The 23,810-nt window shown below is 55.2% G+C and carries 23 protein-coding genes; 13 read left to right on the forward strand and 10 right to left on the reverse strand.

The features are described from left to right. Nucleotides 1-30 precede the first annotated feature (30 nt). The 4 genes from murJ to rimJ all read right to left on the reverse strand — a co-directional run bounded on the left by murJ (nt 31) and on the right by rimJ (nt 3,849). Entirely contained in the window at nt 31-1,566 is a 1,536-nt protein-coding gene (gene murJ, locus JT31_RS04290) for a murein biosynthesis integral membrane protein MurJ (protein ID WP_038473714.1), read from the reverse strand. Between the two features lie 113 nt (nt 1,567-1,679). Next, nucleotides 1,680-2,606, reverse strand: coding sequence for a Gfo/Idh/MocA family protein (locus JT31_RS04295; RefSeq protein WP_038473716.1), 927 nt, complete (start codon nt 2,604-2,606; stop codon nt 1,680-1,682). Nucleotides 2,607-2,608: 2 nt separating this feature from the next. After that, entirely contained in the window at nt 2,609-3,256 is a 648-nt protein-coding gene (locus JT31_RS04300) for a YceH family protein (protein WP_038473719.1), read from the reverse strand. 2 nt (nt 3,257-3,258) lie between these two features. Further along, entirely contained in the window at nt 3,259-3,849 is a 591-nt protein-coding gene (gene rimJ, locus JT31_RS04305; protein WP_038473722.1) for a ribosomal protein S5-alanine N-acetyltransferase, read from the reverse strand. A gap of 229 nt (nt 3,850-4,078) precedes the next feature. Here rimJ and mdtH point away from each other — a divergent pair, with 229 nt between their 5' ends. The 9 genes from mdtH to JT31_RS04345 all read left to right on the forward strand — a co-directional run bounded on the left by mdtH (nt 4,079) and on the right by JT31_RS04345 (nt 10,851). Next, nucleotides 4,079-5,293, forward strand: a complete 1,215-nt coding sequence (mdtH, locus tag JT31_RS04310) for a multidrug efflux MFS transporter MdtH (protein WP_038473725.1) — start codon at nt 4,079-4,081, stop codon at nt 5,291-5,293. A 99-nt stretch (nt 5,294-5,392) separates the two neighbouring features. Continuing rightward, a complete protein-coding gene (locus JT31_RS04315; RefSeq protein ID WP_038473727.1) occupies nt 5,393-5,953 on the forward strand; it encodes a lipoprotein in 561 nt (186 codons plus the stop codon). 145 nt (nt 5,954-6,098) lie between these two features. Further along, on the forward strand, nt 6,099-7,145 hold the full coding sequence (pyrC, locus tag JT31_RS04320) for a dihydroorotase (protein WP_038473730.1): 1,047 nt from the start codon (nt 6,099-6,101) through the stop codon (nt 7,143-7,145). A gap of 75 nt (nt 7,146-7,220) precedes the next feature. Further along, nucleotides 7,221-7,466: a DNA damage-inducible protein I gene (dinI, locus tag JT31_RS04325; RefSeq protein WP_038473733.1), complete on the forward strand. Its 246-nt coding sequence runs from the start codon at nt 7,221-7,223 to the stop codon at nt 7,464-7,466. A 302-nt stretch (nt 7,467-7,768) separates the two neighbouring features. Continuing rightward, a complete protein-coding gene (gene bssS / locus JT31_RS04330) occupies nt 7,769-8,023 on the forward strand; it encodes a biofilm formation regulator BssS (protein ID WP_008453527.1) in 255 nt (84 codons plus the stop codon). Nucleotides 8,024-8,152: 129 nt separating this feature from the next. Continuing rightward, on the forward strand, nt 8,153-9,274 hold the full coding sequence (gene solA / locus JT31_RS04335) for an N-methyl-L-tryptophan oxidase (protein ID WP_038473735.1): 1,122 nt from the start codon (nt 8,153-8,155) through the stop codon (nt 9,272-9,274). 46 nt (nt 9,275-9,320) lie between these two features. Further along, on the forward strand, nt 9,321-9,434 hold the full coding sequence (locus tag JT31_RS22970; RefSeq protein WP_071842930.1) for a DUF2770 family protein: 114 nt from the start codon (nt 9,321-9,323) through the stop codon (nt 9,432-9,434). A 272-nt stretch (nt 9,435-9,706) separates the two neighbouring features. Next, nucleotides 9,707-10,261 carry a cytochrome b gene (locus JT31_RS04340; protein ID WP_038473737.1) on the forward strand — a complete coding sequence of 185 codons (555 nt, stop codon included), beginning with the start codon at nt 9,707-9,709 and terminating at the stop codon, nt 10,259-10,261. Nucleotides 10,262-10,278: 17 nt separating this feature from the next. Then, nucleotides 10,279-10,851: a YceI family protein gene (locus JT31_RS04345; RefSeq protein WP_038473740.1), complete on the forward strand. Its 573-nt coding sequence runs from the start codon at nt 10,279-10,281 to the stop codon at nt 10,849-10,851. 34 nt (nt 10,852-10,885) lie between these two features. Here the strand turns inward: JT31_RS04345 and JT31_RS04350 are convergent, their stop codons facing one another. After that, nucleotides 10,886-11,938: a rhodanese-related sulfurtransferase gene (locus tag JT31_RS04350; protein WP_038473744.1), complete on the reverse strand. Its 1,053-nt coding sequence runs from the start codon at nt 11,936-11,938 to the stop codon at nt 10,886-10,888. Between the two features lie 224 nt (nt 11,939-12,162). On the opposite strand from JT31_RS04350, the gene JT31_RS04355 reads away from it, so the two are divergent. The 3 genes from JT31_RS04355 to JT31_RS04365 all read left to right on the forward strand — a co-directional run bounded on the left by JT31_RS04355 (nt 12,163) and on the right by JT31_RS04365 (nt 14,931). After that, complete coding sequence (locus tag JT31_RS04355; protein ID WP_038473747.1) at nt 12,163-13,086, forward strand: Kdo(2)-lipid IV(A) acyltransferase; 924 nt, start codon at nt 12,163-12,165, stop codon at nt 13,084-13,086. A 149-nt stretch (nt 13,087-13,235) separates the two neighbouring features. Next, nucleotides 13,236-14,462, forward strand: a complete 1,227-nt coding sequence (mdtG, locus tag JT31_RS04360) for a multidrug efflux MFS transporter MdtG (protein WP_038473750.1) — start codon at nt 13,236-13,238, stop codon at nt 14,460-14,462. A gap of 94 nt (nt 14,463-14,556) precedes the next feature. Then, a complete protein-coding gene (locus JT31_RS04365; RefSeq protein WP_038473752.1) occupies nt 14,557-14,931 on the forward strand; it encodes a MysB family protein in 375 nt (124 codons plus the stop codon). Nucleotides 14,932-14,934: 3 nt separating this feature from the next. On the opposite strand, the gene JT31_RS04370 is transcribed toward JT31_RS04365, so the two are convergent. From JT31_RS04370 to mdoG, 3 genes are all read right to left on the reverse strand, one after another. Then, nucleotides 14,935-15,138: a YceK/YidQ family lipoprotein gene (locus JT31_RS04370; RefSeq protein WP_008453536.1), complete on the reverse strand. Its 204-nt coding sequence runs from the start codon at nt 15,136-15,138 to the stop codon at nt 14,935-14,937. A gap of 126 nt (nt 15,139-15,264) precedes the next feature. Further along, on the reverse strand, nt 15,265-17,796 hold the full coding sequence (gene mdoH, locus JT31_RS04375; protein WP_038473754.1) for a glucans biosynthesis glucosyltransferase MdoH: 2,532 nt from the start codon (nt 17,794-17,796) through the stop codon (nt 15,265-15,267). After that, entirely contained in the window at nt 17,789-19,324 is a 1,536-nt protein-coding gene (mdoG, locus tag JT31_RS04380) for a glucans biosynthesis protein MdoG (protein WP_144244085.1), read from the reverse strand. Before mdoG ends, mdoH begins: the two co-directional genes overlap by 8 nt. Nucleotides 19,325-19,619: 295 nt before the next feature. On the opposite strand from mdoG, the gene mdoC reads away from it, so the two are divergent. Continuing rightward, nucleotides 19,620-20,780 (forward strand): glucans biosynthesis protein MdoC, encoded by a 1,161-nt coding sequence (gene mdoC, locus JT31_RS04385; RefSeq protein ID WP_038473756.1) that lies wholly within the window; start codon nt 19,620-19,622, stop codon nt 20,778-20,780. Between the two features lie 94 nt (nt 20,781-20,874). On the opposite strand, the gene ymdB is transcribed toward mdoC, so the two are convergent. Together ymdB and JT31_RS04395 are read right to left on the reverse strand one after the other, a co-directional pair. After that, nucleotides 20,875-21,405, reverse strand: a complete 531-nt coding sequence (gene ymdB / locus JT31_RS04390; RefSeq protein WP_038473758.1) for an O-acetyl-ADP-ribose deacetylase — start codon at nt 21,403-21,405, stop codon at nt 20,875-20,877. A gap of 150 nt (nt 21,406-21,555) precedes the next feature. Continuing rightward, a complete protein-coding gene (locus JT31_RS04395; protein ID WP_038473761.1) occupies nt 21,556-23,772 on the reverse strand; it encodes a TonB-dependent receptor in 2,217 nt (738 codons plus the stop codon). Nucleotides 23,773-23,810: the final 38 nt, after the last annotated feature.

The raw sequence follows: 23,810 nt of genomic DNA on the forward strand, positions 1-23,810 counted from the left end.
CTGACGAAAGCGTCATCCACCCAGAAAAAATCAAAGCGTGCGGCGGGCGAAATCTTTCAGCCTGAAGCCCAGCAGCAGCAACGTCGCAAAATAGGCGACCACGCCCGCCACGACAACCGCCATCAGCCGCAGCAGTCGATAAGGCATATTGCCTAAATCCCAGGCAGGCATGACGTACATCAGCCCAACCAGCACCGCGGACATCACCACCACCGCTGCCACCAGGCGCAGTAGGAACGGCGCCCAGCCCGCCTGCGGCTTGAAGATATCCTGTTTACGCAGCTGCCAGTAAAGCAGCGAGGCGTTAATACAGGCCCCCAGACCAATCGACAGCGAAAGCCCGGCGTGTTTCAGCGGGCCGATAAACACCAGGTTCATCAGCTGGGTTAAAATCAGCGTCACGATGGCTATCTTCACCGGCGTTTTAATGTCCTGGCGGGAATAGAAGCCCGGCGCCAGCACTTTCACCACGATAAGCCCCATCAGGCCGACGGAGTACGCGACCAGCGCGCGCTGGGTCATCAGGGCATCAAAAGCAGAGAATTTGCCGTACTGGAACAAAGACACGGTCAGCGGTTTGGCCAGGATACCCAGCGCCACGGCGCTCGGCAGCGCCAGCAGGAAACAAAGGCGCAGGCCCCAGTCCATCAGGCGCGAGTATTCATCGTGGTTGCCGGTGGCAAAGCTCTTCGCCAGCGACGGCAGCAAAATTGTGCCTAACGCCACGCCCAGCACCCCAGAAGGGAACTCCATCAGGCGGTCGGCATAATACATCCAGGAGACCGAGCCGGACACCAGGAAAGAGGCAAAAATGGTATTGATGATCAGCGAAATCTGGCTGACGGAAACGCCAAGAATCGCCGGCCCCATCTGCTTGATAACCCGCATCGCACCGGCATCTTTAAAGCTGATGCGCGGCAGTACAAGCATGCCGATTTTCTTCAGGTGCGGCAGCTGGTAGGCCAACTGCAACACGCCGCCCACCGTTACCGCCCAGGCCAGCGCCAGAATCGGCGGGTTAAAGTGCGGGGCAGCAAACAGCGCAAAGCCAATCATACTGAGGTTGAGGAAAGTCGGGGCAAACGCCGGGACCGAGAAACGGTTCCAGGTATTCAGGATGGCCCCCACCAGCGACGCCAGCGAAATCAGCAAAATATACGGGAAGGTGATACGCAGCAGGCTTGAGGTCAGCGCGAATTTATCCGCGGTGTCGGCAAAGCCCGGGGCGGTAACCAGAATAACCCACGGCGCGGCGAGCATGCCGAGTACGGTGACCAGCGCCAGCGCCAGGGTCAAAAGTCCCGAGACGTAGGAGACAAACACGCGGGTAGCGTCTTCACCCTGTTTACTCTTGTATTCGGCAAGAATCGGCACAAACGCCTGAGAGAAAGCGCCCTCGGCAAAGATACGGCGCAGCAGGTTCGGCAGCTTAAACGCCACGAAGAAGGCGTCCGTCGCCATTCCTGCCCCAAATACCCTCGCCACAATAGCGTCGCGCGCAAAGCCAAGCACACGTGAAAACATGGTCATCGAGCTGACGGCCGCCAGCGATTTTAATAGGTTCATTTATTCTGTTATTCCACAAACATGAACGCCTGCAATGCAGGCGTACATGGATGATGACAAGTCGGCATAGTCTACCGATACGGGGCCGAATTGCTACCGTGATATGTTACAGCTTATTCGTTAATCGCCTCGCGCCAGAGCTTGTCCACGACGCGCTGCGCCAGCAGGGCCTGCTCGCCGGAGGTTTCCGGAACCGTCTGATTCGCCACGCAGTCGATAAAGTGACGGGCGCAGCCTGCAAAACCGCGCTGTTCCAGCGTTGTTTGCCAGCCCGGAATCGGCTGTTCGACTATCCCTGCCCCACGCTCCTCCTGCCACTGGCGCATGTCGGTGACTTCATACAGCCCGCCGTCCGTCACCGCCTGAACCCACTCGCGCTGGCTCCCGGCCCGGCGATGCATGCTGGTCGTTATCGTCAGATTGCCCAGGCTGAAATGGTGCTCGGCATACAGCATCTGCCCCAGCTCGTTGGTCTGCAGCGTCCCGCTTTGCAGCTGGGCATTTCCGCCCCCAAGCCACAGCGCGGTATCCACCACGTGGAGATAGTCATCCAGCAGGGTGAAGCGCAGATCGTTCGGGCCAACGCTGTCGCTGCGATGTTTATCCATGCGAAGGGACGCCGCCCCTGCGGACAGCTTTTCTTTTAATTGCTGATAGCGCGGGGCAAAACGGCGGTTAAAGCCCACCATCAGGGTAAGTTTTTTACGTGCGGCAAGCTCCACCAGCCGCTCGGCATCGGCCAGGTTTTCCGCTAAAGGTTTATCCACGCAGACGTTAACGCCGGCGTTGAGCAGCTCGCTTACCACCGCAAAATGCGAACTGGTGGCGCTATGCACAAACACGGCATCGCACCGGGCTGCCAGGTTGCTCAGCGAGTCGATATAAGGAATGCGCCAGGTTTCACACACCGGCAATGCTTTTGCTTTGGTCGGCGAAAATGCCCCCACCAGCGACCAGTCGTTGGATGCGCCAAGAACCGGCAGCCAGGCTTTCTGCGCGATACCGCCCAGCCCCACCACGCCAACGCGTAATTTCGTCATCGTTAATCTCCCAGATGCGCGAGCAGGGAATCCAGCCGCTGTTTTAGTTCGGCAACTTCAGCCTCCAGCGCGTCCACTCTCGCATGGAGCGAGTCTGAAACCGGACTTACGTTTTGCTCCGCCATCGCAGAAGCATCGACCTCCCCGCTAAAGAGATGCATATAACGGCTTTCACGCTTCCCCGGCTCGCGAGGCAGACGCACAACAAACGGCCCGTCATCACGGCCTGCAAGCCCTTCCAGCGTGGCTTCTACCTGGGCCATATCGGTGAACTCAAACATTCTCCCGGCACGGCTGCGCAGCTCACCCGGCGTTTGCGCGCCCCGCAGCAGCAAAGTGGTGATAACCGCCACTTCCGCCGGGTTCAGCTTCAAATTACCAAACTCTGAATTGCAAAAGCGTTGTTCGTATTTGGTCACGCGGTTGCCAAACCCGCTCACGGTGCGCAGATAATGATTTTTCAGCAACACATCCAGCGTGTCCTGGACGTCGTGCTCTTTCAGCTCCATCACCGGTTCACGGTTGGTTTTCTGGTTGCAGGCGGTGACGACGCCGTTGACCGACATGGGATACTGCTCTGGCGTAGTGATTTGCTTTTCCAACAGGCTGCCAATCACGCGGGCTTCAACCGCCGTTAACTGATATTTCATTTTTAAACTCCACGACCTGGGGTCCAGTCTTTATTGACGAGCGCGGTCAGAACGTGGTCCCGCCACACGCCGTCAATCAGCAAATAATCCTTGGCGTAGCCTTCTTTCTCAAAGCCCAGACGCGTCAGCAGGTCACCGCTTCGCTGATTATGCGGCATATAGTTGGCCATAATGCGGTGCACGTTCTGGCTACGTTGCATATAGCGAATAGCGCTGGTCAGCGCCTCATGCATTAACCCCTGCCCCTGCCATTTTTCGGCGATGGAGTAACCGAGGTAGCAGGCATGGAACGAGCCGCGCACAACGTTGGAAAAGTTAGCCACACCGATGACTTCTTTTTCTTCCGGATCGAGCAGCGCAAAGTAATACGCGCTGCCCTGCTTGTGCATTTCATTGATCATGCCAAGCCTTGCCTGCCAGCCTGACGGATAACAGTAGCTTTCATCCCGAATGGGTTCCCAGGGCTTCAGAAATTGACGATTTTCGGTGTAGTAATCCGCCATACGCCAGGCATCTCGCTCATAAACCAGACGCACCACCAGTCTGTCGGTCACCAGGCGAACTTTCGGTGCATTATTGCGGTAGCCAAACATGTTTATCCCACTCCTTCATCCCGCTTCTCGGGGCTCATCTTATTACTATACCTGTGCCTGCCCGCCGAGTGAAAACAACAACATGAAGCAACATCATTTTTTTCGATTAAAGAGTTAAATCAAACTCGTTGCACGATAAAAAAATATTGTCCTGCACCTTGTGTCAAAAGCTCGGACGGCAGGCGAGAATAAGTCTCTGTCACGTTTAATTAAGTTCCCTGGAGGGGAGATGTCGCGGGTGGCGCAGGCAAGGAGCCTGGGTAAATATTTCCTGCTGCTTGATAACATGTTAGTGGTATTGGGCTTTTTCGTTGTCTTCCCTTTGATTTCCATCCGCTTCGTTGACCAGTTAGGCTGGGCCGCATTGATGGTCGGGATTGCCCTGGGTCTGCGTCAGTTTATCCAGCAGGGGCTGGGCGTCTTTGGCGGCGCTATTGCCGACAGGCTCGGTGCTAAACCGATGATCGTCACCGGCATGCTGCTGCGCGCCGCCGGGTTTGCCACCATGGGGATCGCTACCGAACCGTGGATGCTGTGGCTCTCGTGCCTGCTCTCCGCCATCGGCGGGACGTTGTTTGACCCTCCCCGCTCGGCGCTGGTCGTCAAACTGGTTCGCCCTCAGCACCGGGGCCGCTTCTTCTCGATACTGATGATGCAGGACAGCGCTGGCGCGGTTATCGGCGCCCTGCTGGGGAGCTGGCTGCTGCAGTATGATTTCCGCCTGGTGTGCGCCGTGGGTGCGGTGATGTTCGTGCTTTGCGCAGCGCTTAACGCCTGGCTGCTTCCTGCCTATAAGCTTTCGACCATCCGCACGCCAATGCGTGAAGGCATGGGGCGCGTATTCCGCGACAAACGCTTTATTACCTATGTGCTGACGCTAACCGGCTATTACATGCTGGCGGTGCAGGTCATGCTAATGCTGCCGCTGATGGTGAACGACATTGCAGGTACCGCATCGGCGGTGAAATGGATGTACGCCATTGAAGCGGCGCTTTCGCTGACGCTGCTCTACCCTATCGCCCGCTGGAGCGAAAAGCGCTTCCGCCTTGAGCAACGCCTCATGGCCGGGCTGGTTCTGATGACGGTCAGCCTGATGCCTATTGGCCTTACCTCGAGCTTACAGCAGCTTTTTGCCCTGATTTGTACTTTCTATATCGGCTCGATTATTGCCGAGCCCGCCAGGGAAACCCTGAGCGCCTCGCTGGCCGATGCCCGCGCGCGCGGCAGCTATATGGGGTTCAGCCGTTTAGGGCTGTCGCTGGGCGGCGCGCTGGGCTATACCGGCGGCGGCTGGCTGTTTGACGCGGGGAAAGCGCTGCAGCAGCCGGAGTTGCCCTGGGCGATGCTCGGGATTATCGGCTGTATTACCCTTGCCGCGCTGTGGTGGCAGTTCAGCCTCAAACCGGTTGAACCGACGATGTTCGAGCCCGGAGGCCAGGGGTAAATCCCCCCTTTCATCTTTTTCCTGTAGCCGCTAACGCCGGGCCGCATTATGCTGATTAACGCAAGGCACGGCATTGGAGCCGCTATTTTGAGGAAGCCTATGAAGAAGATTGTTTTTGCCGCAGCATTGATGCTTAGCGGCCTGCTGTCAGGATGCAACCAGTTAACGCAGTACAGCGTGAGTGAACAGGAGATCAACCAGTCGCTGGAAAAACACAATAACTTCGCGAAAGACATTGGCCTGCCCGGCGTGGCAGATGCCCACGTCGTGTTAACCAACTTAGTCAGCCAGATTGGGCGGGAAGAGCCGAATAAAGTCACCCTGACCGGCGACGCCAATCTGGACATGACGTCGCTGTTTGGCAATCAGAAAGCCACCCTGAAGCTGAAGCTGAAAGCGCTGCCGGTGTTCAATAAAGAACAAGGCGCTATCTACCTGCAGGAAATGGAAGTGGTGGATGCTCAGGTTGAGCCGCAAAAAATGCAAACCGTGCTGCAAACCATCGTGCCTTACCTGAACCAGTCGCTGCGCAGCTACTTCAATCAGCAACCGGCCTATGTCCTGAGTGAAGATCGCAGCAAAGGCGAGTCACTGGCGAAGAAATATGCCAAAGGCATCGAAGTGAAGCCCGGTGAAATTATCATCCCATTAACGGACTGATAGCCTCTCTCTCAGGGCAGATTTCTGCTCTGAGAGTTTTGTACAACATAAGTGGTGCAAACGATAACGTTTCCCCTTATCCTTAGTGCCCGGCATAAAACCAGCCCTTGATGACTGATTTTCCCTCTCACGCCGGAGCACATTCATGACCGCATTACCTCAGGTATTAAAAATCCGCCGCCCAGATGACTGGCATATCCACCTTCGCGATGGTGATATGCTGAAAACCGTGGTGCCTTACACCAGCCAGACGTATGGCCGCGCGATTGTGATGCCCAATCTTGCGCCTCCTGTTACCAGCGTGGAAGCGGCTGTCGCCTACCGTCAGCGTATTCTTGATGCCGTTCCGGCCGGTCAAAACTTCGAACCCCTGATGACCTGCTACCTGACCGACACGCTCGACCCTAACGAAATTGAGCGCGGTTTTAATGAAGGCGTGTTTACCGCCGCCAAGCTTTATCCGGCCAATGCCACCACCAACTCAGCTCACGGCGTCACCAGTACTGCCGCTATCATGCCGGTGCTTGAACGCATGCAAAAAATTGGCATGCCGCTGCTGGTGCACGGCGAAGTCACCCATGCCGATATCGATATTTTCGATCGCGAAGCGCGTTTTATCGAAACCGTCATGGAGCCATTGCGCCGCCAACTGCCGGAACTGAAGGTCGTGTTCGAACACATCACCACCAAAGATGCGGCCCAGTATGTGAAGGAAGGCAACTCGCTGATTGGGGCGACCATCACGCCTCAGCACCTGATGTTTAACCGCAATCACATGCTGGTAGGCGGCATCCGGCCACACCTTTACTGCCTGCCAATTCTGAAGCGTAGCGTTCACCAGGATGCCCTGCGCGAGCTGGTTGCCAGCGGCTGTGACCGCGTATTCCTCGGCACCGACTCCGCGCCGCACTCGCGCCATCGCAAAGAGACAAGCTGCGGCTGCGCAGGCTGCTTTAACGCGCCGTCCGCGCTGGGCGCCTATGCCACGGTGTTTGAAGAAATGAATGCGCTGCAGCACTTCGAGGCTTTCACCTCGCTGAACGGCCCACGTTTCTACGGCCTGCCGCTGAATGAAGACAGTATCGAGCTGGTACGCGTTGCCGAGAAAATGCCGGAGCTGATTGAAGCCGGTGACGACAGCATCGTCCCGTTCCTCGCCGGCGAGGACGTAACCTGGTCGGTTAAAGGCTAAATTTTTCAACGCCCCCTGTTGCTTACTGGAAATTTAACCTGTATAAATATCCAGTATATTGTACAGGGGGTCGTTATGCGTATTGAAGTGACTATAGCCAAAACCACACCGTTGCCAGCCGGGGCTATCGACGCCCTTGCCAATGAGCTTTCCCGCCGTATCAATCAGCATTTCCCGGACACCAGCAGCGAAGTTCAGGTGCGTTATGCCTCCGGCAACAACCTGTCCGTGCTGGGCGGTGCCAAAGAAGATAAAACGCGAATCAGCGAGATCCTCCAGGAAACCTGGGAAAGCGCTGACGATTGGTTTTCTGCCGACTAATACCCTCAATTATGTTGGTACTTTTTTGCCGGGTGTCGCCATCCGGTTTTTTTATTTCCGTTTTCTCCCCCGCTGATTATTTTTCGCCCTTTTAAGCATACCCCTTGCCTTTTCTTTCTATAAACTCAGCATCGCCTGTCTATTTATTGTTCATTTTTCCTAAATGATGCGGAAAAAGTGTTACCAGGTAATTATTTCGCCCCCCGGTCAGCCGTATTATTGATATACTTAACTCGCTTCACGATAAATCACGCATGAACCTCGCTAGCCGTTGTCTTTAAACACGAATAAAAGGGGTTATGATGGAAAAAAATAGTGATGTTATTCAGACTCATCCCCTCGTCGGATGGGACATCAGCACCGTCGACAGCTACGATGCCATGATGCTGCGCCTGCACTACCTGACATCCAATAATCAGAAGCACGATGAAACCGAGATCGGCCAGACGCTCTGGCTGACTACCGATGTCGCCCGGCAATTTATTTCAATTCTTGAGGCCGGAATCGCCAAAATTGAATCCAGTGATTACCAGGAAAGCGATTATCGCAAGCATTGATGACCCATGCTTAACAATAGCCACAGGCACCCAACGGGGTGCCTTTTTTATTTTAAGCTTCCGCGTTAATTGCATCGTCCCGGCGAATTAATTACCCTGCTATAGATAATTTTCCACAGAGAAAAGCTTATGAACTACGACCTCATCATCGTCGGCAGCGGCTCGGTCGGTGCCGCCGCAGGCTGCTATGCAACACACTCGGGCCTGAAGGTACTGATGATTGACAGTGGCCACCCCCCTCACGACCAGGGCAGCCACCACGGCGATTCCCGCCTTATGCGCCATGCGTATGGCGAAGGCGAGAAATATGTCCCCCTGGTGCTGCGCGCGCAAAAACTGTGGGACGCGCTGGCCGAAACCAGCGGTGAAAAGCTGTTCCACCGCACCGGGGTTATCAACCTTGGGCCAGCCGACTCTCCGTTTATTCGCAACGTCGCCTCCAGCGCCGAGAAATTCTCCCTACAGCTTGAAACGCTGGATGCCGCAGCGGTAACCGCCCGCTGGCCGGAGATTGCGCTGCCGGAAAACTACGTTGGCCTGTTTGAACCAGACTCCGGCGTGTTGAAAAGCGAGCTTGCCATCGAGACGTACATCAACCTTGCGAAACAGGGCGGCAGCGCCCAGCTGTTTAACTGCAAAGTTACGGATATCCGCCACGGCGACGACGGTGTGACGGTGGTAACCGAAGAAGGCGAGTATCACGGCAGCAAGCTGCTGATCAGCGCCGGGACCTGGGTGACCAAACTGCTGCCGGAGCTTCCGGTCACGCCGGTACGCAAGATCTTTGCCTGGCACCAGGCGGACGGCCGCTACAGCGAGAACAACAAGTTCCCTGCTTTTACGGCAGAAACGCCGAACGGGGACCAGTACTACGGCTTCCCGGCCGAAGATAACGAGCTGAAGCTCGGCAAACATAACGGCGGGCAGCTGATTGATTCCCCCGAACAGAGGAAGCCGTTTGGCGCTGTCGCCAGCGACGGCGCTGAGGTATTCCCCTTCCTGCGTGAGTTTTTGCCGGGGATCGGCTGCTGCCTGCATGGCAAAGCCTGCACCTACGACAACTCGCCGGATGAAGACTTCATCATCGATACCCTTCCCGGCCACGACAACACCCTGATAATCACCGGGCTGAGCGGACACGGCTTTAAATTCGCCTCGGTGTTGGGCGAAATTGCCTGCCAGTTTGCCCTGGGGCAAAAACCTACGTTCGATTTATCTCCGTTCCTACTCTCTCGTTTCAAAACGGCGTAACATCCAGGGTGGCGGGCACTTCCGCCACTTTTACTCCGGGGCCACCATGACTCGCTTCATACAATTTTTAACCCATAATATCCGCGAGCATTTTATTTTGTATCTCATTCTCTGGGCAATTCTTGCGCTGCTCGATGTGGCTTATATCTATTTTTATTAATTATTCCCCCTCTGGTTATATTGACAAATACTGACGTAAAATTAATTAAATATAGTTTTGCGGCAAATAATTCAATTTGATTAAATATTTACCACCGCCATATCATGAGATTAACTTTCTATTTATTCGCCTCTGCTGAATGCATTCCCCCGGTGTTATTCAAAAAAATAGACATACAATAAATATATGCCCCAAAGGGAATATTTATGTTGATCTGACGTTAACAGAACGCCTATGTTTTACCTTTATTGGCAATACATGGACGCATAAATATGCAATGGCGAAACTCACCCGAACGCTATGGACACCTTTCGGTTCTGCTTCACTGGCTGATCGCCGCGACGGTGTATGGCATGTTTGCCCTCGGGCTGTGGATGGTCACGCTGGGCTATTACGACGTCTGGTACCATAAGGCCCCGGAAATACATAAAAGCATCGGCATATTGTTGATGCTCGGGCTGGTGATACGTATTGTCTGGCGCTTTATTTCTCCACCACCACCTCCGCTAAAAAGCTATTCACGCCTGACGCGGATCGGTGCACTTATCGCTCATATTTTGCTGTACGCATTATTGTTCGCCATTTTGCTGAGCGGGTATCTGATTTCAACGGCTGACGGCAAACCTGTTAGCGTCTTTGGCTGGTTCGAGGTGCCCGCTACGCTAACGGACTTCGGCGCTCAGGCCGATCTCGCCGGCACCGTTCACCTTTGGCTTGCCTGGGGCGTGGTGATTATTTCCCTGCTGCACGCCCTGGCCGCCCTGAAACATCATTTTCTAGATAAAGATGCCACCCTCAAGCGCATGCTGGGGAAAGCATCCCGTTAACTATGGAGAGTAAGACAATGAAGAAAATCCTGCTGGGAGCCACCTTAAGCGCTCTGTTATTTACCACCGGCTCGGCCGTCGCCGCTGACTATAAAATTGATAAACAGGGTCAGCACGCGTTTGTGAATTTCCGTATTCAACACCTCGGCTATAGCTGGCTGTACGGTACCTTCCGTGATTTTGACGGCGGCTTTACCTTCGACGAGAAAAATCCTGCGGCGGATAAAGTGAACGTTACCATCAACACCACCAGCGTTGACACTAACCATGCCGAGCGCGACAAACACCTGCGCAGCGCAGAGTTCCTCAATGTAGCGAAGTTCCCGCAGGCCACTTTCGCCTCAACGGAAGTGAAGAAAGACGGCGAGAAGCTGGATATTACCGGCAATTTGACGCTGAACGGCGTGACTAAGCCAGTGACGCTGGCGGCTAAGCTGATTGGTCAGGGCGATGACCCGTGGGGCGGCGTGCGTGCAGGCTTTGAAGCCGAAGGGAAAATCAAGCTGAAGGACTTCAACATTACTCAGGATTTAGGGCCAGCTTCACAGGACGTTGATCTGATTATCTCTGTTGAAGGTATACGCCAGTAAAAAGCAAATCCCCCGGAAAACCGGGGGATAGCGATTACTTCTCAGGATCGGGAATACCGAGCGTGGTATTCAACATGCCGCGAGACTTATTGAAGATCTTATTCCCGTTTTCACGACCCGCGCGGCGGCGGCGCTGCTCTTCCGGAGACAACACCAGCTCTTCACGGCAAACTTCGCTGCAGCAGCCAGAGAATTTCTCCGCACAGGCCGGGCACTGAATAAACAGCAGGTGGCAGCCGTCATTTTTGCAGTTGGTGTGGCTGTCGCACGGCGTCCCGCACTGGTGGCAGTGGGCAATCACATCATCAGAGATGCGCTCCCCCATTCGCCCATCGAAGACAAAGTTTTTCCCGACAAAACGCACCGGCAAACCTTGTTCACGCGCACGACGCGCGTACTCAATGATCCCACCTTCAATGTGGTAAACGTTTTTAAAGCCGTTATGGCGCATCCAGGCGCTGGCTTTTTCGCAGCGGATCCCGCCGGTGCAGTACATGACAATTTTCTTATCTTTGTCATCCTGCATCATATCCACGGCTTTCGGCAGCTGTTCACGGAAGGTATCCGCCGGGATCTCGAGAGCGTCCTCGAAATGCCCCACTTCATATTCGTAATGGTTACGCATATCGATGAAGACCGCGCTCGGGTCGTCGAGCATGGCGTTAACATCCGCCGCTTTTAGATATTCGCCTACGTCGCTTGCGTCAAACGTGGGGTCATCAATGCCGTCGGCGACGATGCGTTCGCGCACCTTCATGCGCAGCACCCAGAAGGATTTACCGTCATCCTCAAGGGCAATATTCAGGCGCAAATTATTGAATGCCGGATGGAAGGCATAAAGCGCCTCGCGGAAGGCATCAACACGGCTTTCGGGGACGCTTATTTGAGCGTTGATCCCTTCATGCGCCAGATAGACGCGGCCAAAAACGTTGAGGCTCAAAAACAGCTGATAAAGTGCATCACGCGTGGCCTGCGGCTGTTCAATAGTGAAGTATTTGTAGAATGAGATAGTCGTGCGCGGCTCGGTTTCGGCAAGCATGCGCTCGCGCAGCTCCTCATTCGATACGCGGTTGTGTAACACTGGCATGGTGTTCGCTCGCAATCGTTGAAAAAAAGTGGGCTGCATCATAAAGCAAATAACGTTTATTTACATCCCCGCGTTTTACGCTACATTTTGCTCACTCATCGAGAAAAACAACAACAATCGGCGAAAAATCAGGCACTCTGCCCGCGCTTATTTTGGCTGCGCGTCAAAAAATGTCACAATGGAATGATTAGAAGATCCGGCAATTGCCGTCACAAAGGTTTTACATGACGAACTTACCGCAATTCTCTCGTGCATTATTGCACCCGCGATACTGGCCTACATGGCTGGGTATTGGCTTTTTATACCTGCTTGTACAGCTTCCATACCCGGTACTTTATCGCATTGGCTGCGGGCTGGGCCGGCTGGCAAAACGCCTGATGAAACGCCGCTCGCAAATAGCCTACCGCAACCTTGAACTCTGCTTTCCGGACATGAACGAGGAAAAACGCGAGCAAATGGTGGTCGCCAACTTTGAGTCCGTCGGCATGGGGTTGATTGAAACCGGCATGGCCTGGTTCTGGCCTACCGAGCGCATCAACAAATGGTGCCACTACAAAGGCGTCGATATCGTTAAAGGCATCGAGAAAACCGGCCAGGGTATTTTGCTGATTGGTATTCACTTCCTGACGCTGGAGCTGGGTGCCCGTATTTTCGGCATTAAAACCCCAGGTATCGGCGTGTATCGCCCAAATGACAACCCTCTGCTGGACTGGCTGCAAACCTGGGGGCGGATGCGCTCCAATAAGAGCATGATTGACCGCAGAGATCTGAAAGGCATGATCCGCGCCCTGAAAAATGGCGACATCATCTGGTACGCACCTGACCACGACTACGGCCCACGCGGCAGCGAGTTTGTGCCGTTCTTCGCCGTTGAACAAGCGGCCACTACCACGGGAACCTACACGCTGGCCAAGCTCTCCGGGGCCTGCGCCGTGCCGTTTGTGCCGCGCCGACTGCCAAACGGCAAAGGCTACGAGCTGACGATTATCCAGCCTGAGCTGAACCCGCCGCTTGAAAGTCCGGCAGAAACCGCCCGCTGGATGAATACAATCGTTGAGAAGTGCATCATGATGGCCCCGGAGCAGTACATGTGGCTACACCGCCGCTTCAAGACACGCCCGGAAGGGATGCCAGACCGCTACCAATAATCGCGCAATAGCCGCCGTAACAGGCGGCTTTTTATTACCGTGCGTTTGATCGAAAAAGCCCTTCGATTTGCCAGCCCAATGCCAACAGGCGCATAATTAGCAGAGTAATAATTCCCTCTCTTTTTTGGCACTGGCAACTTCGGAGCGGTATGACTCCCCCTGACAGCACTATCAACTGGAAGCGTAATCTGGCCGTCGTCTGGGTTGGCTGCTTCCTGACCGGCGCGGCCTTCAGCCTGGTGATGCCCTTCCTCCCGCTCTACGTCGAGCAGCTCGGCGTCACCGGCCACAGCCAGCTCAATATGTGGTCCGGGTTAGTCTTCAGCATTACCTTCCTGTTTTCCGCCGTGGCTTCGCCTTTCTGGGGCGGGCTTGCCGACCGTAAGGGTCGAAAACTGATGCTGCTGCGTTCCGCGCTCGGCATGTCTATCGTCATGCTGTTTATGGGACTGGCGCAGAATATCTGGCAATTCCTGGCGCTTCGGGCCCTGCTCGGCCTGCTTGGCGGGTTTGTGCCTAACGCTAACGCGCTGATAGCTACCCAGATCCCGCGCCATAAAAGCGGCTGGGCGCTCGGCACGCTGTCCACGGGTGCGGTTAGCGGCGCGCTGCTTGGCCCGCTGATGGGCGGCCTGATGGCGGATAACTACGGGCTGCGCTCGGTGTTCTTTATCACCTCATTGGTGCTGTTCCTGTGCTTTGTGATGACGCTGTTCTTTATTCGCGAGTCGTTCATCCCGGTTTCCAAAAAAGACATGCTGCATGTGCGCCAGGTACTGACCTCATTGAAAAATCCGCGCCTGGTGCTGAGCCTGTTTGTCACCACAATGATTATTCAGGTGGCGACCGGCTCTATCGCACCCATTCTTACCCTCTATGTACGCGACCTGGCCGGTAACGTCAGTAACCTGGCGTTTATTAGCGGGATGATTGCTTCCGTGCCCGGCGTTGCGGCGTTGATCAGCGCCCCACGGCTGGGCAAGCTGGGGGATCGTATCGGGCCAGAGAAGATCCTTATCGGCGCGCTGGTTATCTCCGTCCTGCTGCTTATTCCCATGTCGCTGGTGCAAAATACCTGGCAGCTCGGCATATTACGTTTCTTATTAGGGGCCGCAGACGGGGCGCTGTTACCCGCCGTGCAAACGCTGCTGGTCTACAACTCTTCGAACCAAATCTCAGGCCGTATCTTCAGCTATAACCAGTCTTTTCGTGATATCGGCAACGTCACCGGCCCGCTGCTCGGGGCCGCCGTTTCCGCGAGCTACGGCTTTCGCACCGTGTTCCTGGTCACCGCCAGCGTGGTGCTGTTTAACGCGCTTTATTCGTGGATGACCCTGCGCCAGCCCGCCGAACGAGTCCGTATTCCGGGAGAGTAAATCTCAGACTTGCATCTTTGCCAACAGCGTCAACAATTAACTGGAAATCGTAACGGAGCAGCCGCTCCCTGACCTTTGCCACAAGGAGATGCCCATGAGCATGTATGCAACCCTGGAAGAAGCCATTGATGCCGCGCGGGAGCAGTATCTTGCCGAAAACCCAAGCGTGGATGAAGAGAGCGCCAGCGTCGAGCAGTTCAATTTCCAGAAGTACGTTTTGCAGGATGGCGACATCATGTGGCAGGCCGAGTTCTTTACCGACGACAGCGAGGAAGGTGAATGCCTGCCGATGCTCAGCGGAGAAGCGGCGCAAAGCGTGTTTGACGGCGATTTCGATGAGATTGAGCTGCGCCAGGAGTGGCTGGAAGAGAATACGCTGCACGAGTGGGACGAAGGTGAGTTTCAGCTCGAGCCGCCGCTGGACACCGAAGAGGGTCGCACGGCAGCAGACGAGTGGGATGAGCGCTAGCCGCTACTCATAAGGCCCGTGGCTGGCGTCAATCGGCAGCAGCAGGGTGTCAAAAATCAGCGAAAACGGCAGGTCCAGCACGGTGATATAGCGCCATGCACCTTCGCGCACGTCCCAACGCACGCCGGGGTAGTACTGGTTACCGTGTCCCTGCCCCGGCACCGTTCTGCTGATAATGCTGCCGCAGCCGCTCAGCAGAAAGGCCATCACCAGCACCGCAATTATTTTACCCACACCCGCTCTCCTGTTTATATCGCGCTGAGTATAACCATCGCCGGATAAAAGGCAAAAAAATGCCGACCCGAAGGTCGGCATCTTCAGGGCGCTACGACGTTATTTGGTCGAAAGCGCCAGCGGGTTAAGCTGCAGCTTGTTGTAGCTATCAACCCAGGAGGAATAGCGCTCCGGATTAGCCCACACGCGGTAATGCAGACGCGACATGGTCATCGGGTCGCTCAGCAGCACCAGGCGGCGGTCACGGTTGAGCTTGTCCGGCGTCTCGTTCAGCGCCTGCTCAACGTGGCGGTCACGGGCAATCTCCAGCACCAGGCTCTTACGGTGGCGAGCCGTCGCCATCGCGGTACTCAGGGCGTTAAACGACGGGTTAAACACCGCGTGCATAAAGCCATCGTCCAGCGTGCGGCTGCGGTTCAGCTCCAGATAGTTCTCGGTATCTACCAGTACCTGAGGCGGGGAATACTCTTCCGGGATCAGGAACAGCTTCCAGCGCTTAGTGCGCAGGCCGAGGGTCGCCCGGCTCGAGAGCACGGAAACGAACGGCGACAGGATCAGCGAGAACACGATCGGCGCCAGCCAGAACAGGAAGCGCAGATCCAGCCACGCCATCCCTACGGCCCAGACCAGACCCAGCAGAAGCTGAGAACCATGGCGCATAAAGGCTTCACCCCACGGCGTGGAGTCATCGTCACGCTGCGGTGAGTTCCAGACCACTTCCCAACCGAGGAACGCGCTGACCACAAACACGGTATGGAACAGCATGCGCACCGGCGCCAGCAGCACGGAGAACAGCACTTCAAGCAGCAGCGAACAGGTCACGCGCAGGAAGCCGCCATACTCTTTGGAGCCCTTACACCAGATCAGAATGATACTCAGCAGCTTCGGCAGGAACAGCAGAACCATCGTCGAGGCAAACAGCGCTATCGCCAGCTCAGGACGCCACTGCGGCCAGACCGGGAACAGCTGGCGCGGCTGCAGGAAGTACTGCGGCTCGGTCAGAGCATGCACAACCTGCAGCGCGGTGGACAGCGCAAGGAACATAAACCACAGCGGCGCAGACAGATAGGACATAACGCCCGTCAGGAACACCGCGCGGTGAACCGGGTGCATCCCTTTCACCAGGAACAGGCGGAAGTTCATCAGGTTGCCCTGGCACCAGCGGCGGTCACGCTTGAGCTCGTCCAGCAGGTTCGGCGGCAGTTCTTCGTATGAGCCCGGCAGATCGTAGGCAATCCATACGCCCCAGCCGGCACGACGCATCAGCGCGGCTTCTACGAAGTCGTGGGAAAGAATTGACCCGGCAAAGTTACCGTCACCCGGCAGCGGCGCCAGCGCACAGTGTTCGATGAACGGCTTCACGCGAATAATCGCGTTGTGGCCCCAGTAGTGGGATTCCCCCAACTGCCAGAAGTGCAGACCTGCTGTAAACAGCGGCCCATAGACTCGGGTGGCGAACTGCTGGCAGCGCGCGTACAGCGTGTCCATACCGGACGCTTTTGGCGAAGACTGAATAATGCCTGCCTTCGGGTTCGCTTCCATCAGGCGCACAAGGTTGGTCAGGCAATCACCGCTCATTACGGAGTCGGCGTCCAGCACCACCATGTAGCTGTACTGCTTGCCCCAGCGACGGCAGAAGTCATCAATGTTACCGCTTTTGCGCTTCACGCGGCGGCGGCGGCGGCGATAGAATATTTGCCCTTCGCCCTGCACTTCCGCCACCAGCTCCATCCAGGCCTTCTGCTCGGCAACGCAGATATCCGGGTTGTAGCTGTCGCTCAGAATGTAGACGTCGAAATGAGCCTGCTGCCCGGTCGCTTTTACCGACTCCCAGGTCGCACGCAGGCCGGCAAACACGCGATCCACGTCTTCATTACAAATCGGCATGATAAGCGCCGTACGGTGTTCAGGGTTGATAGGCTCATCCCCTACCGTTGACGCAGAAATGCTGTATTTATCTTTACCCATCAGCAGCTGCAGGAAGCCCATCAGCGCGGTCCAGAAACCGGCGGAGACCCAGCAGAACAGCACGGCAAACAGAATAAGGATGCCGCTTTGCAGGATATACGGCAGCAGCTGCATGAAGGAGACCCACAAATCCTGGCCGCCCATGTCCGCCGGGTTAATCAGCGCCCAGCCCTGATACGGAAGAATCGTCTTCATGTACCAGGTCGCGACCACGGTCTGCGCCAGCGTCAGGATCAGCAGGATGTAGCGACGGATCGTGCCGACGGTACGCCATTTCTGCTCGGACGCCTCTTCTTCTTTTGACGCAAACCTAGATTTCGTTTCACGGCCAAGCAGGCGATCCCAGAAACGGCCAATGGGGTTGGTACGCCACGGATCCGGGAACATAGAAGCACGCGTCGCCTTCGGCATGGCCTGAAGCTGGGTGCGCCCTTCCTCATCGGTAATCAGCTGTTCGCCGCCGAGAGAGCCAGGCCAGCTCGCCTCGAGGCGAGCTTTTACCGAAGCAAGAGGAGAATCATCCGCACGCTCATAGTGGTGATGCTGCGCGTCAAGCGCCTCATGCACCGCCTGAAGATCGGATGCAGGAAGACCCGCCTTCTGCTCAGCAGAAAGCGGGAGTGCCTCAATGTAATCGGGCGAGAATTCAGTAGACTTATTCATTGGCAGGCAGCTGGTAGCTCCAGGTTTCACTCAATGTCTGCTCGCCGTTGACCAGCGCAGCACGCATCTCCGTCGTCTTCTTCTCGTCTTTCAGCTTCACGCGCAGCGTTAAGCGCCAGCCTTTGTTGACCGGGTTATAACGCACCTGGCTGTCAACGATTTCACCGTTATCGCCAATGCTGGTTTGCGCGGTGACCGGCGTATCGGTTGGCAGCTTTTTCATCTCTGCGCCGGTAAAGTCAACGACAAACGCAATGGTGCCGTCCGGCTGGCGAATCAGGTTGGACTGCTTAACGTCGCCGGTCGAGCGGCGGGTTTGCAGCACATACGCGTTATCCGGCGCATGCATTTTGTCTTCATCGCGGCTAAAGGTGATGGTGTACTTAAAGTTCATCTCTTTGCCCGGATCCGGCAGTTGATCCGGCGTCCAGTAGGCCACGATGTTATCGTTGGTTTCGTCGTTCGTTGGGATCTCAACCAGCTCTACCCGGCCTTTACCCCAATCCCCTACCGGGGCAACCCACGCGCTTGGGCGCTGATCGTAACGATCGTCTAAATCTTCAAAGCGAGAGAACTGGCGGCCACGCTGCAGCAGACCAAAACCAACCGGGTTTTCCGTGGCATAAGAGCTTACGGCCAGGTGTTTCGGGTTGTTCAGCGGACGCCAGATCCACTCTCCGTTGCCGGCGTGGATAGACAGACCGTTGGAGTCATGCAGTTCCGGGCGGAAGTTAGTGGTTGGAGACGGCTGGTTCGGCCCAAACAGGAACATACTGGTCAGCGGCGCTACGCCCAGCTTGCCCACTTTGTCACGCAGGTAAACCTTAGACTGCACGTTCACCACGGTGTCACGCCCTGGGGTGATAACGAAACGGTAAGCCCCGGTCGCTCGTGGGGAATCAAGCAATGCGTACAGGGTTAACGTTTTATCCGTTGGTTTCGGACGTTCAATCCAGTATTCGCGGAAGCGCGGGAACTCTTCACCAGACGGTAAGGCAGTATCAATCGCAAGTCCACGGGCGGACAGGCCATACACCTGGCCGGCGCCAATCACGCGGAAATAACTCGCTCCGAGCATGCTGACAATTTCGTCATTCTTATCTTTGCTGTTGATCGGATAGAGCACTTTGAACCCGGCAAAGCCGAGATCTTTTACGGTGTCTTTATCGTGCTTTACATCACCGAAGTTAAAATAGTCCGGATTGTATTTAATCTGGTGTACCGCGGTGGCGGTCACTTCGTTGATGGTTACCGGCGTGTCGAAGTACATACCCTGATGGTAGAACTCGAGCTTGAATGGGGTCTTGATGTTGTTCCAGTACGCTTTATCGTGATTGAACTGGATCTGCTGGTAGTCCGCGTATTTCATGTCGCGGAATTGCGAAGGCAGGTTGCTTTTCGGTGCTTCGTAGCTCTTGCCCGCTAAGGTTTTCGCCTGTTTTGCGACGTCGTCGATAGTGAAGGCCCAAACCGAGGTGGTATAAAGGGACAACATTACCGCAGCGCCAAGCCAGGACACTTTCATCATATTTGCTTTATGTTTCATATTAACCAGCACATCCCCCTTTGTGTGCTTAAATCAATCTATCCATTTTAATGGAAAGTTTTGCTTTCCGACAACCAAATCACTGCTTTGTTCAGCGTACTGGCTCAGGGTTTAAGCAAAATAAAGACAACTGCTTACGCTTTAAGAGTTCATCCTGGCGACAGGATGACATGCTTAGTGTAGGGTTGCCACGAATATGTAGACTGAACTGGACTTTTAGCCTGATGGGATAAGGTCTTAAGGATAAGACGAATAGTCTGAAAATGTCTGGAGTATTATGAGTAAAGCACCGCAACAACGTGAGTTTTTCCTGGATTCTATCCGGGCATGGTTGATGCTATTGGGCATCCCGTTCCACATTTCGCTTATCTATTCGAGCCACCACTGGCACGTGAATAGCGCGATGCCTTCTGCGAGCCTGACGCTATTTAATGACTTTATTCACGCGTTTCGTATGCAGGTATTCTTCGTTATTTCTGGCTATTTTTCCTACATGTTATTTCTGCGCTACCCGCTGAAACGCTGGTGGACCGTGCGCGTGGAGCGTGTCGGCATCCCGATGCTGACGGCCATACCGCTGCTGACGCTGCCTCAGTTCCTGATGCTGCAATACATCAACGACAAGGCAGGCCTGTGGCACACGCTCACGGGCTACCAAAAATACAACACGCTGGTGTGGGAACTGGTCTCCCACCTGTGGTTTTTACTGGTGCTGGTGATATTAACCACACTCGGCATGGTTTTGTTTCAAAAAATTAATAATTTTATAATTAGAAACGAACAGAATAATAATTCGCCAATAACGCTGGGAAAACTCTCAGTTTTATTCTTAGGCTTTGGTCTTTTATATGCCGCTATTCGGCGAACTATTTTTCTTATTCACCCGCCATTATTAAGCGACGGGCTGTTTAATTTCGTCGTGATGCAGACGTTGTTCTATCTGCCGTTCTTTATGCTCGGTGCGCTGACCTTCAAACGCGACTCGCTGAAGATCCTGTTCACCACGCCTTCGCGCTGGAGCCAGGCAGGCGCCGTCCTGGCCTTTGCGGCCTATTTATTAAACCAGCGCTACGGCAGCGGCGATGCCTGGATGTACGAAACGGAAAGCGTGATCACCATGCTGATGGGGCTATGGATGGTCAACGTGGTCTTTTCGCTGGGCTACAAAATGCTGAACTTCAAATCAGCGCGGGTAACCTATTTCGTCAATGCATCGCTGTTTATTTATCTGGTGCACCACCCGCTCACGCTGTTCTTCGGCGCCTTTATTACGCCGCACATCACGTCCAATATCTTAGGGTTCTTCAGCGGGCTGGTCTTTGTGGTCGGCATTGCGCTGCTGCTTTATGAGCTGCACTTGCGCATTCCGCTTCTTCGCTTCCTGTTTTCAGGCAAGCCGAAGGAGAAAGCGGCTACGCCACAATCATTTGCTGGATAACACACGAAAGGCCGGTCATTAACACCGGCCTTTGTTATCTCTGCGCCAGGAATCTTAGCCGCCGCAGATTGAAGTTTTATGAAGCTGTCGTGATTTATTTATGACACTCAGCTGCAATCTGCTGATAAATCTGCGTGTTTTCATCATCAAAGCAGACAAACACCACGCTTTCCGGCAGCGGACGCATACCGATGTATTTATAGACGGTATCCCAGGCTATGCGCGCCGCCTGTGCCTTCGGGAAGCCATAAACCCCGGTGCTTATCGCCGGGAAAGCAATCGTTCTGTAGCCGTTGGCGGCGGCTAAATCAAGGCTGTTGCGGTAAGCCAGTTCCAGCAGTTCCGCTTCGTTCTGCTCTCCGCCGTGCCATACCGGCCCCACGGCGTGAATAACCGCTTTTACTGCAATATTCCCTGCTTCGGTGATAACCGCGTGGCCGGGGGCACATTCCCCCTGTAGCTGGCGTACCGCTTTACAGGCTTCCAGCAGCGCAGGCCCGGCGGCACGATGAATCGCCCCGTCCACTCCCCCACCGCCCATCAGTGTAGGGTTTGCCGCGTTGACGATCACATCGACCTCAATCTGTGTGATATCCCCCTGGACTACCTGTATGCGTTCACTCATTAACCATTCTCCAACTGTACTTTGCCGTAGTCTATTCTCGTCAGACGGGGCACGTACATGACTATTATCGTTTCCGGACATTTCAACTTTTAAAAATGTTCAGATATCAGCCACAAAAAGCCCCGCCATAACGGAGCATTTGTTATTGGATTAGAAATCAACAGTCATGGAAAGTTTCAACGTGCGCGGGTCACTTTGCGTAATATACGAGCCGCTGTCGTCGATGGATGCCCAGTATTTCTCGTTGGTCACGTTTTCCACGTTGGCACGCCAGGTCAGCGTCTGGTCGTTCACCTTCGTGCTGTAACGCACGCCGAGATCGAGCCGCGTCCAGCCGTTGAGCTTCAGGCTGTTGTCGACGTTGGCATACTGGGAGCCGGTGCGGATAAGCGTCCCGGTCGCAGTCAGGTTCTGCACCCACGGCAGATCCCATTCACCGCCTACGGACCAGGAGTAGCGAGGTACGCCAATGGCGTCTTTGCCATCATTGGTGCCACCGCTGGTTTTGACCATCTCAGGCTGAAGCCACAGCGCGCTCCCCAGCAGGCGCACGCCGTACATCGGCTCACCAAAGACGTTCAGCTCCATACCGCGGCTACGCTGCTCGCCGTAGAGGCCGTAAACGTTGTTGCTGTCGATCATCCCCACCGGCTTTTTGACCTCAAACAGCGCCATGCTCCCGCCCACGCGGCCGAAGTCCATCTTCACACCAACTTCGTTCTGCTTTGACTGCACGATACCGACGACGTTACCGGCATTGGTCGCTTTCGACGTTGCCGTTGGGCCAGGCTGTAGCGCTTCAATATGGTTAACATAGAAGGAAACAGGCTCCCACGGCTTCACCACCAGGCCATAAACCGGCGTAACTTTGAAAGCGTCAAAGCGCGACTTCGTGTCTTCGATGCCGGTATAGCTGTAGTTACGAACCCGTACTTCCTGGCGGCGAGCCCCCAGGGTCAACAGGACCTTACCATCCAGCGCAGAGAGCGTGTCGGAAAGCGAAACGCCGCCGGTAATCGTGCGGCTACGCTGGGTTGGATCGTCCATATCGCTGCCGGAAGCGACCGTCGGAAAACGACTGAGGTCGAGATAAGACGGATCGTAGATGTTATTCCCGACGGCAGTTTTACTGGACGACATGGTGTAGGCCGCACGGGTTTTGCGGTAAACGCCTGAATAGCCCAGGTTCACGCTGTGGCCGATAAAGCCGGTATCAAACTTACCTCTCACCCCGCCCATGCCGGAGAAAGCGTCGGCGATGTAGCGCGTAGAAAGGCGCGTCTGGCTGGTATTGCCCTTATTATCAACAAACTTTGGCACGCTGTAATTGCCATGCTCGTCGGTTTCGCTGGTACCCAGCGCGCCATAAAGCGTCCAGTTGTCCTGCAGATCATACTCGCTGTGCAGGGCGGCAAAACGGCTGCTCATATCCGAATAAACCCACGGCTGCCCGTAGTTTGTCCGGTTATCCGGTACGTCAGGCATCTCCGTAATCGCCCCAACGCCAACGCCGATACGGCCATTATGCACCGTCATTTTCTGATAGCCGCCGTCGAAGGAAGTCCGCAGCTTATCGCCTTTGTAATCCAGCCCAATGCTTGCCAGCGACGTTCTGTCCTTCTGGCCGTGAACTTCGCTTTCGCCCTCGCGGTGAAGCAGGTTAACTCGCGCGCCAAACTGCTCGTTATCACCAAATCTGCGGCCGGTATCCAGCGTGCCGCCTACCTGCGAGCGCCCGGTATAATCCACGCCAAGCTGGGTATGCGGTTCACTTCCCGCCCGCTTAGGCTCGATATTGATCGCCCCGCCCACGCCAGAGCCACCCGGCGGCACGCCGTTCAGGAACGCCGTAGAACCTTTAATAACCTCCACGCGCTCCGCAATGGCCGTGCTCGTTATCTGGCGCGGCAGCACGCCGTAAAGCCCGCCGTAGGAAATATCGTCGCCGTCGAGCAGGAAACCTCGGATTCGGTAGGATTCGCCGAAGTTACCGTAGCTGCGCACGGGCTGCACGGTGGCGTCGTTGCGAATAATGTCGCTGATAGTATTGGCCTGCTTATCCTCAATCATTTTTGAGGTATAGCCGATAACGTTAAACGGCACGTTACGCGCATCCTGTTCACCGAGCATACCCAGGCGCCCGCCGTTGGCTACCTGCCCTTCCAGGTAAGCCGGGACCAGATCGTTACCGCCCGCGCTGAACTGATTATCCGGGGTAGCCGTTACGGTAATGGTCTCTTCTTTAGCGGCAGTTTTTTGTTGGGTATCTGCCTGAGTCGCGGCGACCGCAGGCAGGCAAGCGGCAGCGATCAACGCCGCAATCAGGCGAGGTTTAAACCCGGCCTGATGAGAAAATGGATGAGGCATCTAAAGTCCCTGGTAAAATTCAAAATACAATAATGAGA

The sequence above is a fragment of the Cedecea neteri genome (assembly GCF_000757825.1).
Lineage (GTDB): Bacteria > Pseudomonadota > Gammaproteobacteria > Enterobacterales > Enterobacteriaceae > Cedecea > Cedecea selenatireducens.

Coding starts and splice junctions, on each gene's coding strand:
- dinI (WP_038473733.1), top strand. CDS start 7,221: ATGCGTATTGAAGTGACTATAGCCAAAACCACACCGTTGCCAGCCGGG.
- JT31_RS04395 (WP_038473761.1), bottom strand. CDS start 23,772: ATGCCTCATCCATTTTCTCATCAGGCCGGGTTTAAACCTCGCCTGATT.
- mdoG (WP_144244085.1), bottom strand. CDS start 19,324: ATGATGAAAGTGTCCTGGCTTGGCGCTGCGGTAATGTTGTCCCTTTAT.
- mdtH (WP_038473725.1), top strand. CDS start 4,079: ATGTCGCGGGTGGCGCAGGCAAGGAGCCTGGGTAAATATTTCCTGCTG.
- JT31_RS04315 (WP_038473727.1), top strand. CDS start 5,393: ATGAAGAAGATTGTTTTTGCCGCAGCATTGATGCTTAGCGGCCTGCTG.
- ymdB (WP_038473758.1), bottom strand. CDS start 21,405: ATGAGTGAACGCATACAGGTAGTCCAGGGGGATATCACACAGATTGAG.
- rimJ (WP_038473722.1), bottom strand. CDS start 3,849: ATGTTTGGCTACCGCAATAATGCACCGAAAGTTCGCCTGGTGACCGAC.
- JT31_RS04365 (WP_038473752.1), top strand. CDS start 14,557: ATGAGCATGTATGCAACCCTGGAAGAAGCCATTGATGCCGCGCGGGAG.
- mdoC (WP_038473756.1), top strand. CDS start 19,620: ATGAGTAAAGCACCGCAACAACGTGAGTTTTTCCTGGATTCTATCCGG.
- JT31_RS04295 (WP_038473716.1), bottom strand. CDS start 2,606: ATGACGAAATTACGCGTTGGCGTGGTGGGGCTGGGCGGTATCGCGCAG.
- mdoH (WP_038473754.1), bottom strand. CDS start 17,796: ATGAATAAGTCTACTGAATTCTCGCCCGATTACATTGAGGCACTCCCG.
- JT31_RS04345 (WP_038473740.1), top strand. CDS start 10,279: ATGAAGAAAATCCTGCTGGGAGCCACCTTAAGCGCTCTGTTATTTACC.
- JT31_RS04370 (WP_008453536.1), bottom strand. CDS start 15,138: ATGGCCTTTCTGCTGAGCGGCTGCGGCAGCATTATCAGCAGAACGGTG.
- JT31_RS04350 (WP_038473744.1), bottom strand. CDS start 11,938: ATGCCAGTGTTACACAACCGCGTATCGAATGAGGAGCTGCGCGAGCGC.
- bssS (WP_008453527.1), top strand. CDS start 7,769: ATGGAAAAAAATAGTGATGTTATTCAGACTCATCCCCTCGTCGGATGG.
- JT31_RS22970 (WP_071842930.1), top strand. CDS start 9,321: ATGACTCGCTTCATACAATTTTTAACCCATAATATCCGCGAGCATTTT.
- solA (WP_038473735.1), top strand. CDS start 8,153: ATGAACTACGACCTCATCATCGTCGGCAGCGGCTCGGTCGGTGCCGCC.
- JT31_RS04300 (WP_038473719.1), bottom strand. CDS start 3,256: ATGAAATATCAGTTAACGGCGGTTGAAGCCCGCGTGATTGGCAGCCTG.
- pyrC (WP_038473730.1), top strand. CDS start 6,099: ATGACCGCATTACCTCAGGTATTAAAAATCCGCCGCCCAGATGACTGG.
- mdtG (WP_038473750.1), top strand. CDS start 13,236: ATGACTCCCCCTGACAGCACTATCAACTGGAAGCGTAATCTGGCCGTC.
- JT31_RS04340 (WP_038473737.1), top strand. CDS start 9,707: ATGCAATGGCGAAACTCACCCGAACGCTATGGACACCTTTCGGTTCTG.
- JT31_RS04355 (WP_038473747.1), top strand. CDS start 12,163: ATGACGAACTTACCGCAATTCTCTCGTGCATTATTGCACCCGCGATAC.
- murJ (WP_038473714.1), bottom strand. CDS start 1,566: ATGAACCTATTAAAATCGCTGGCGGCCGTCAGCTCGATGACCATGTTT.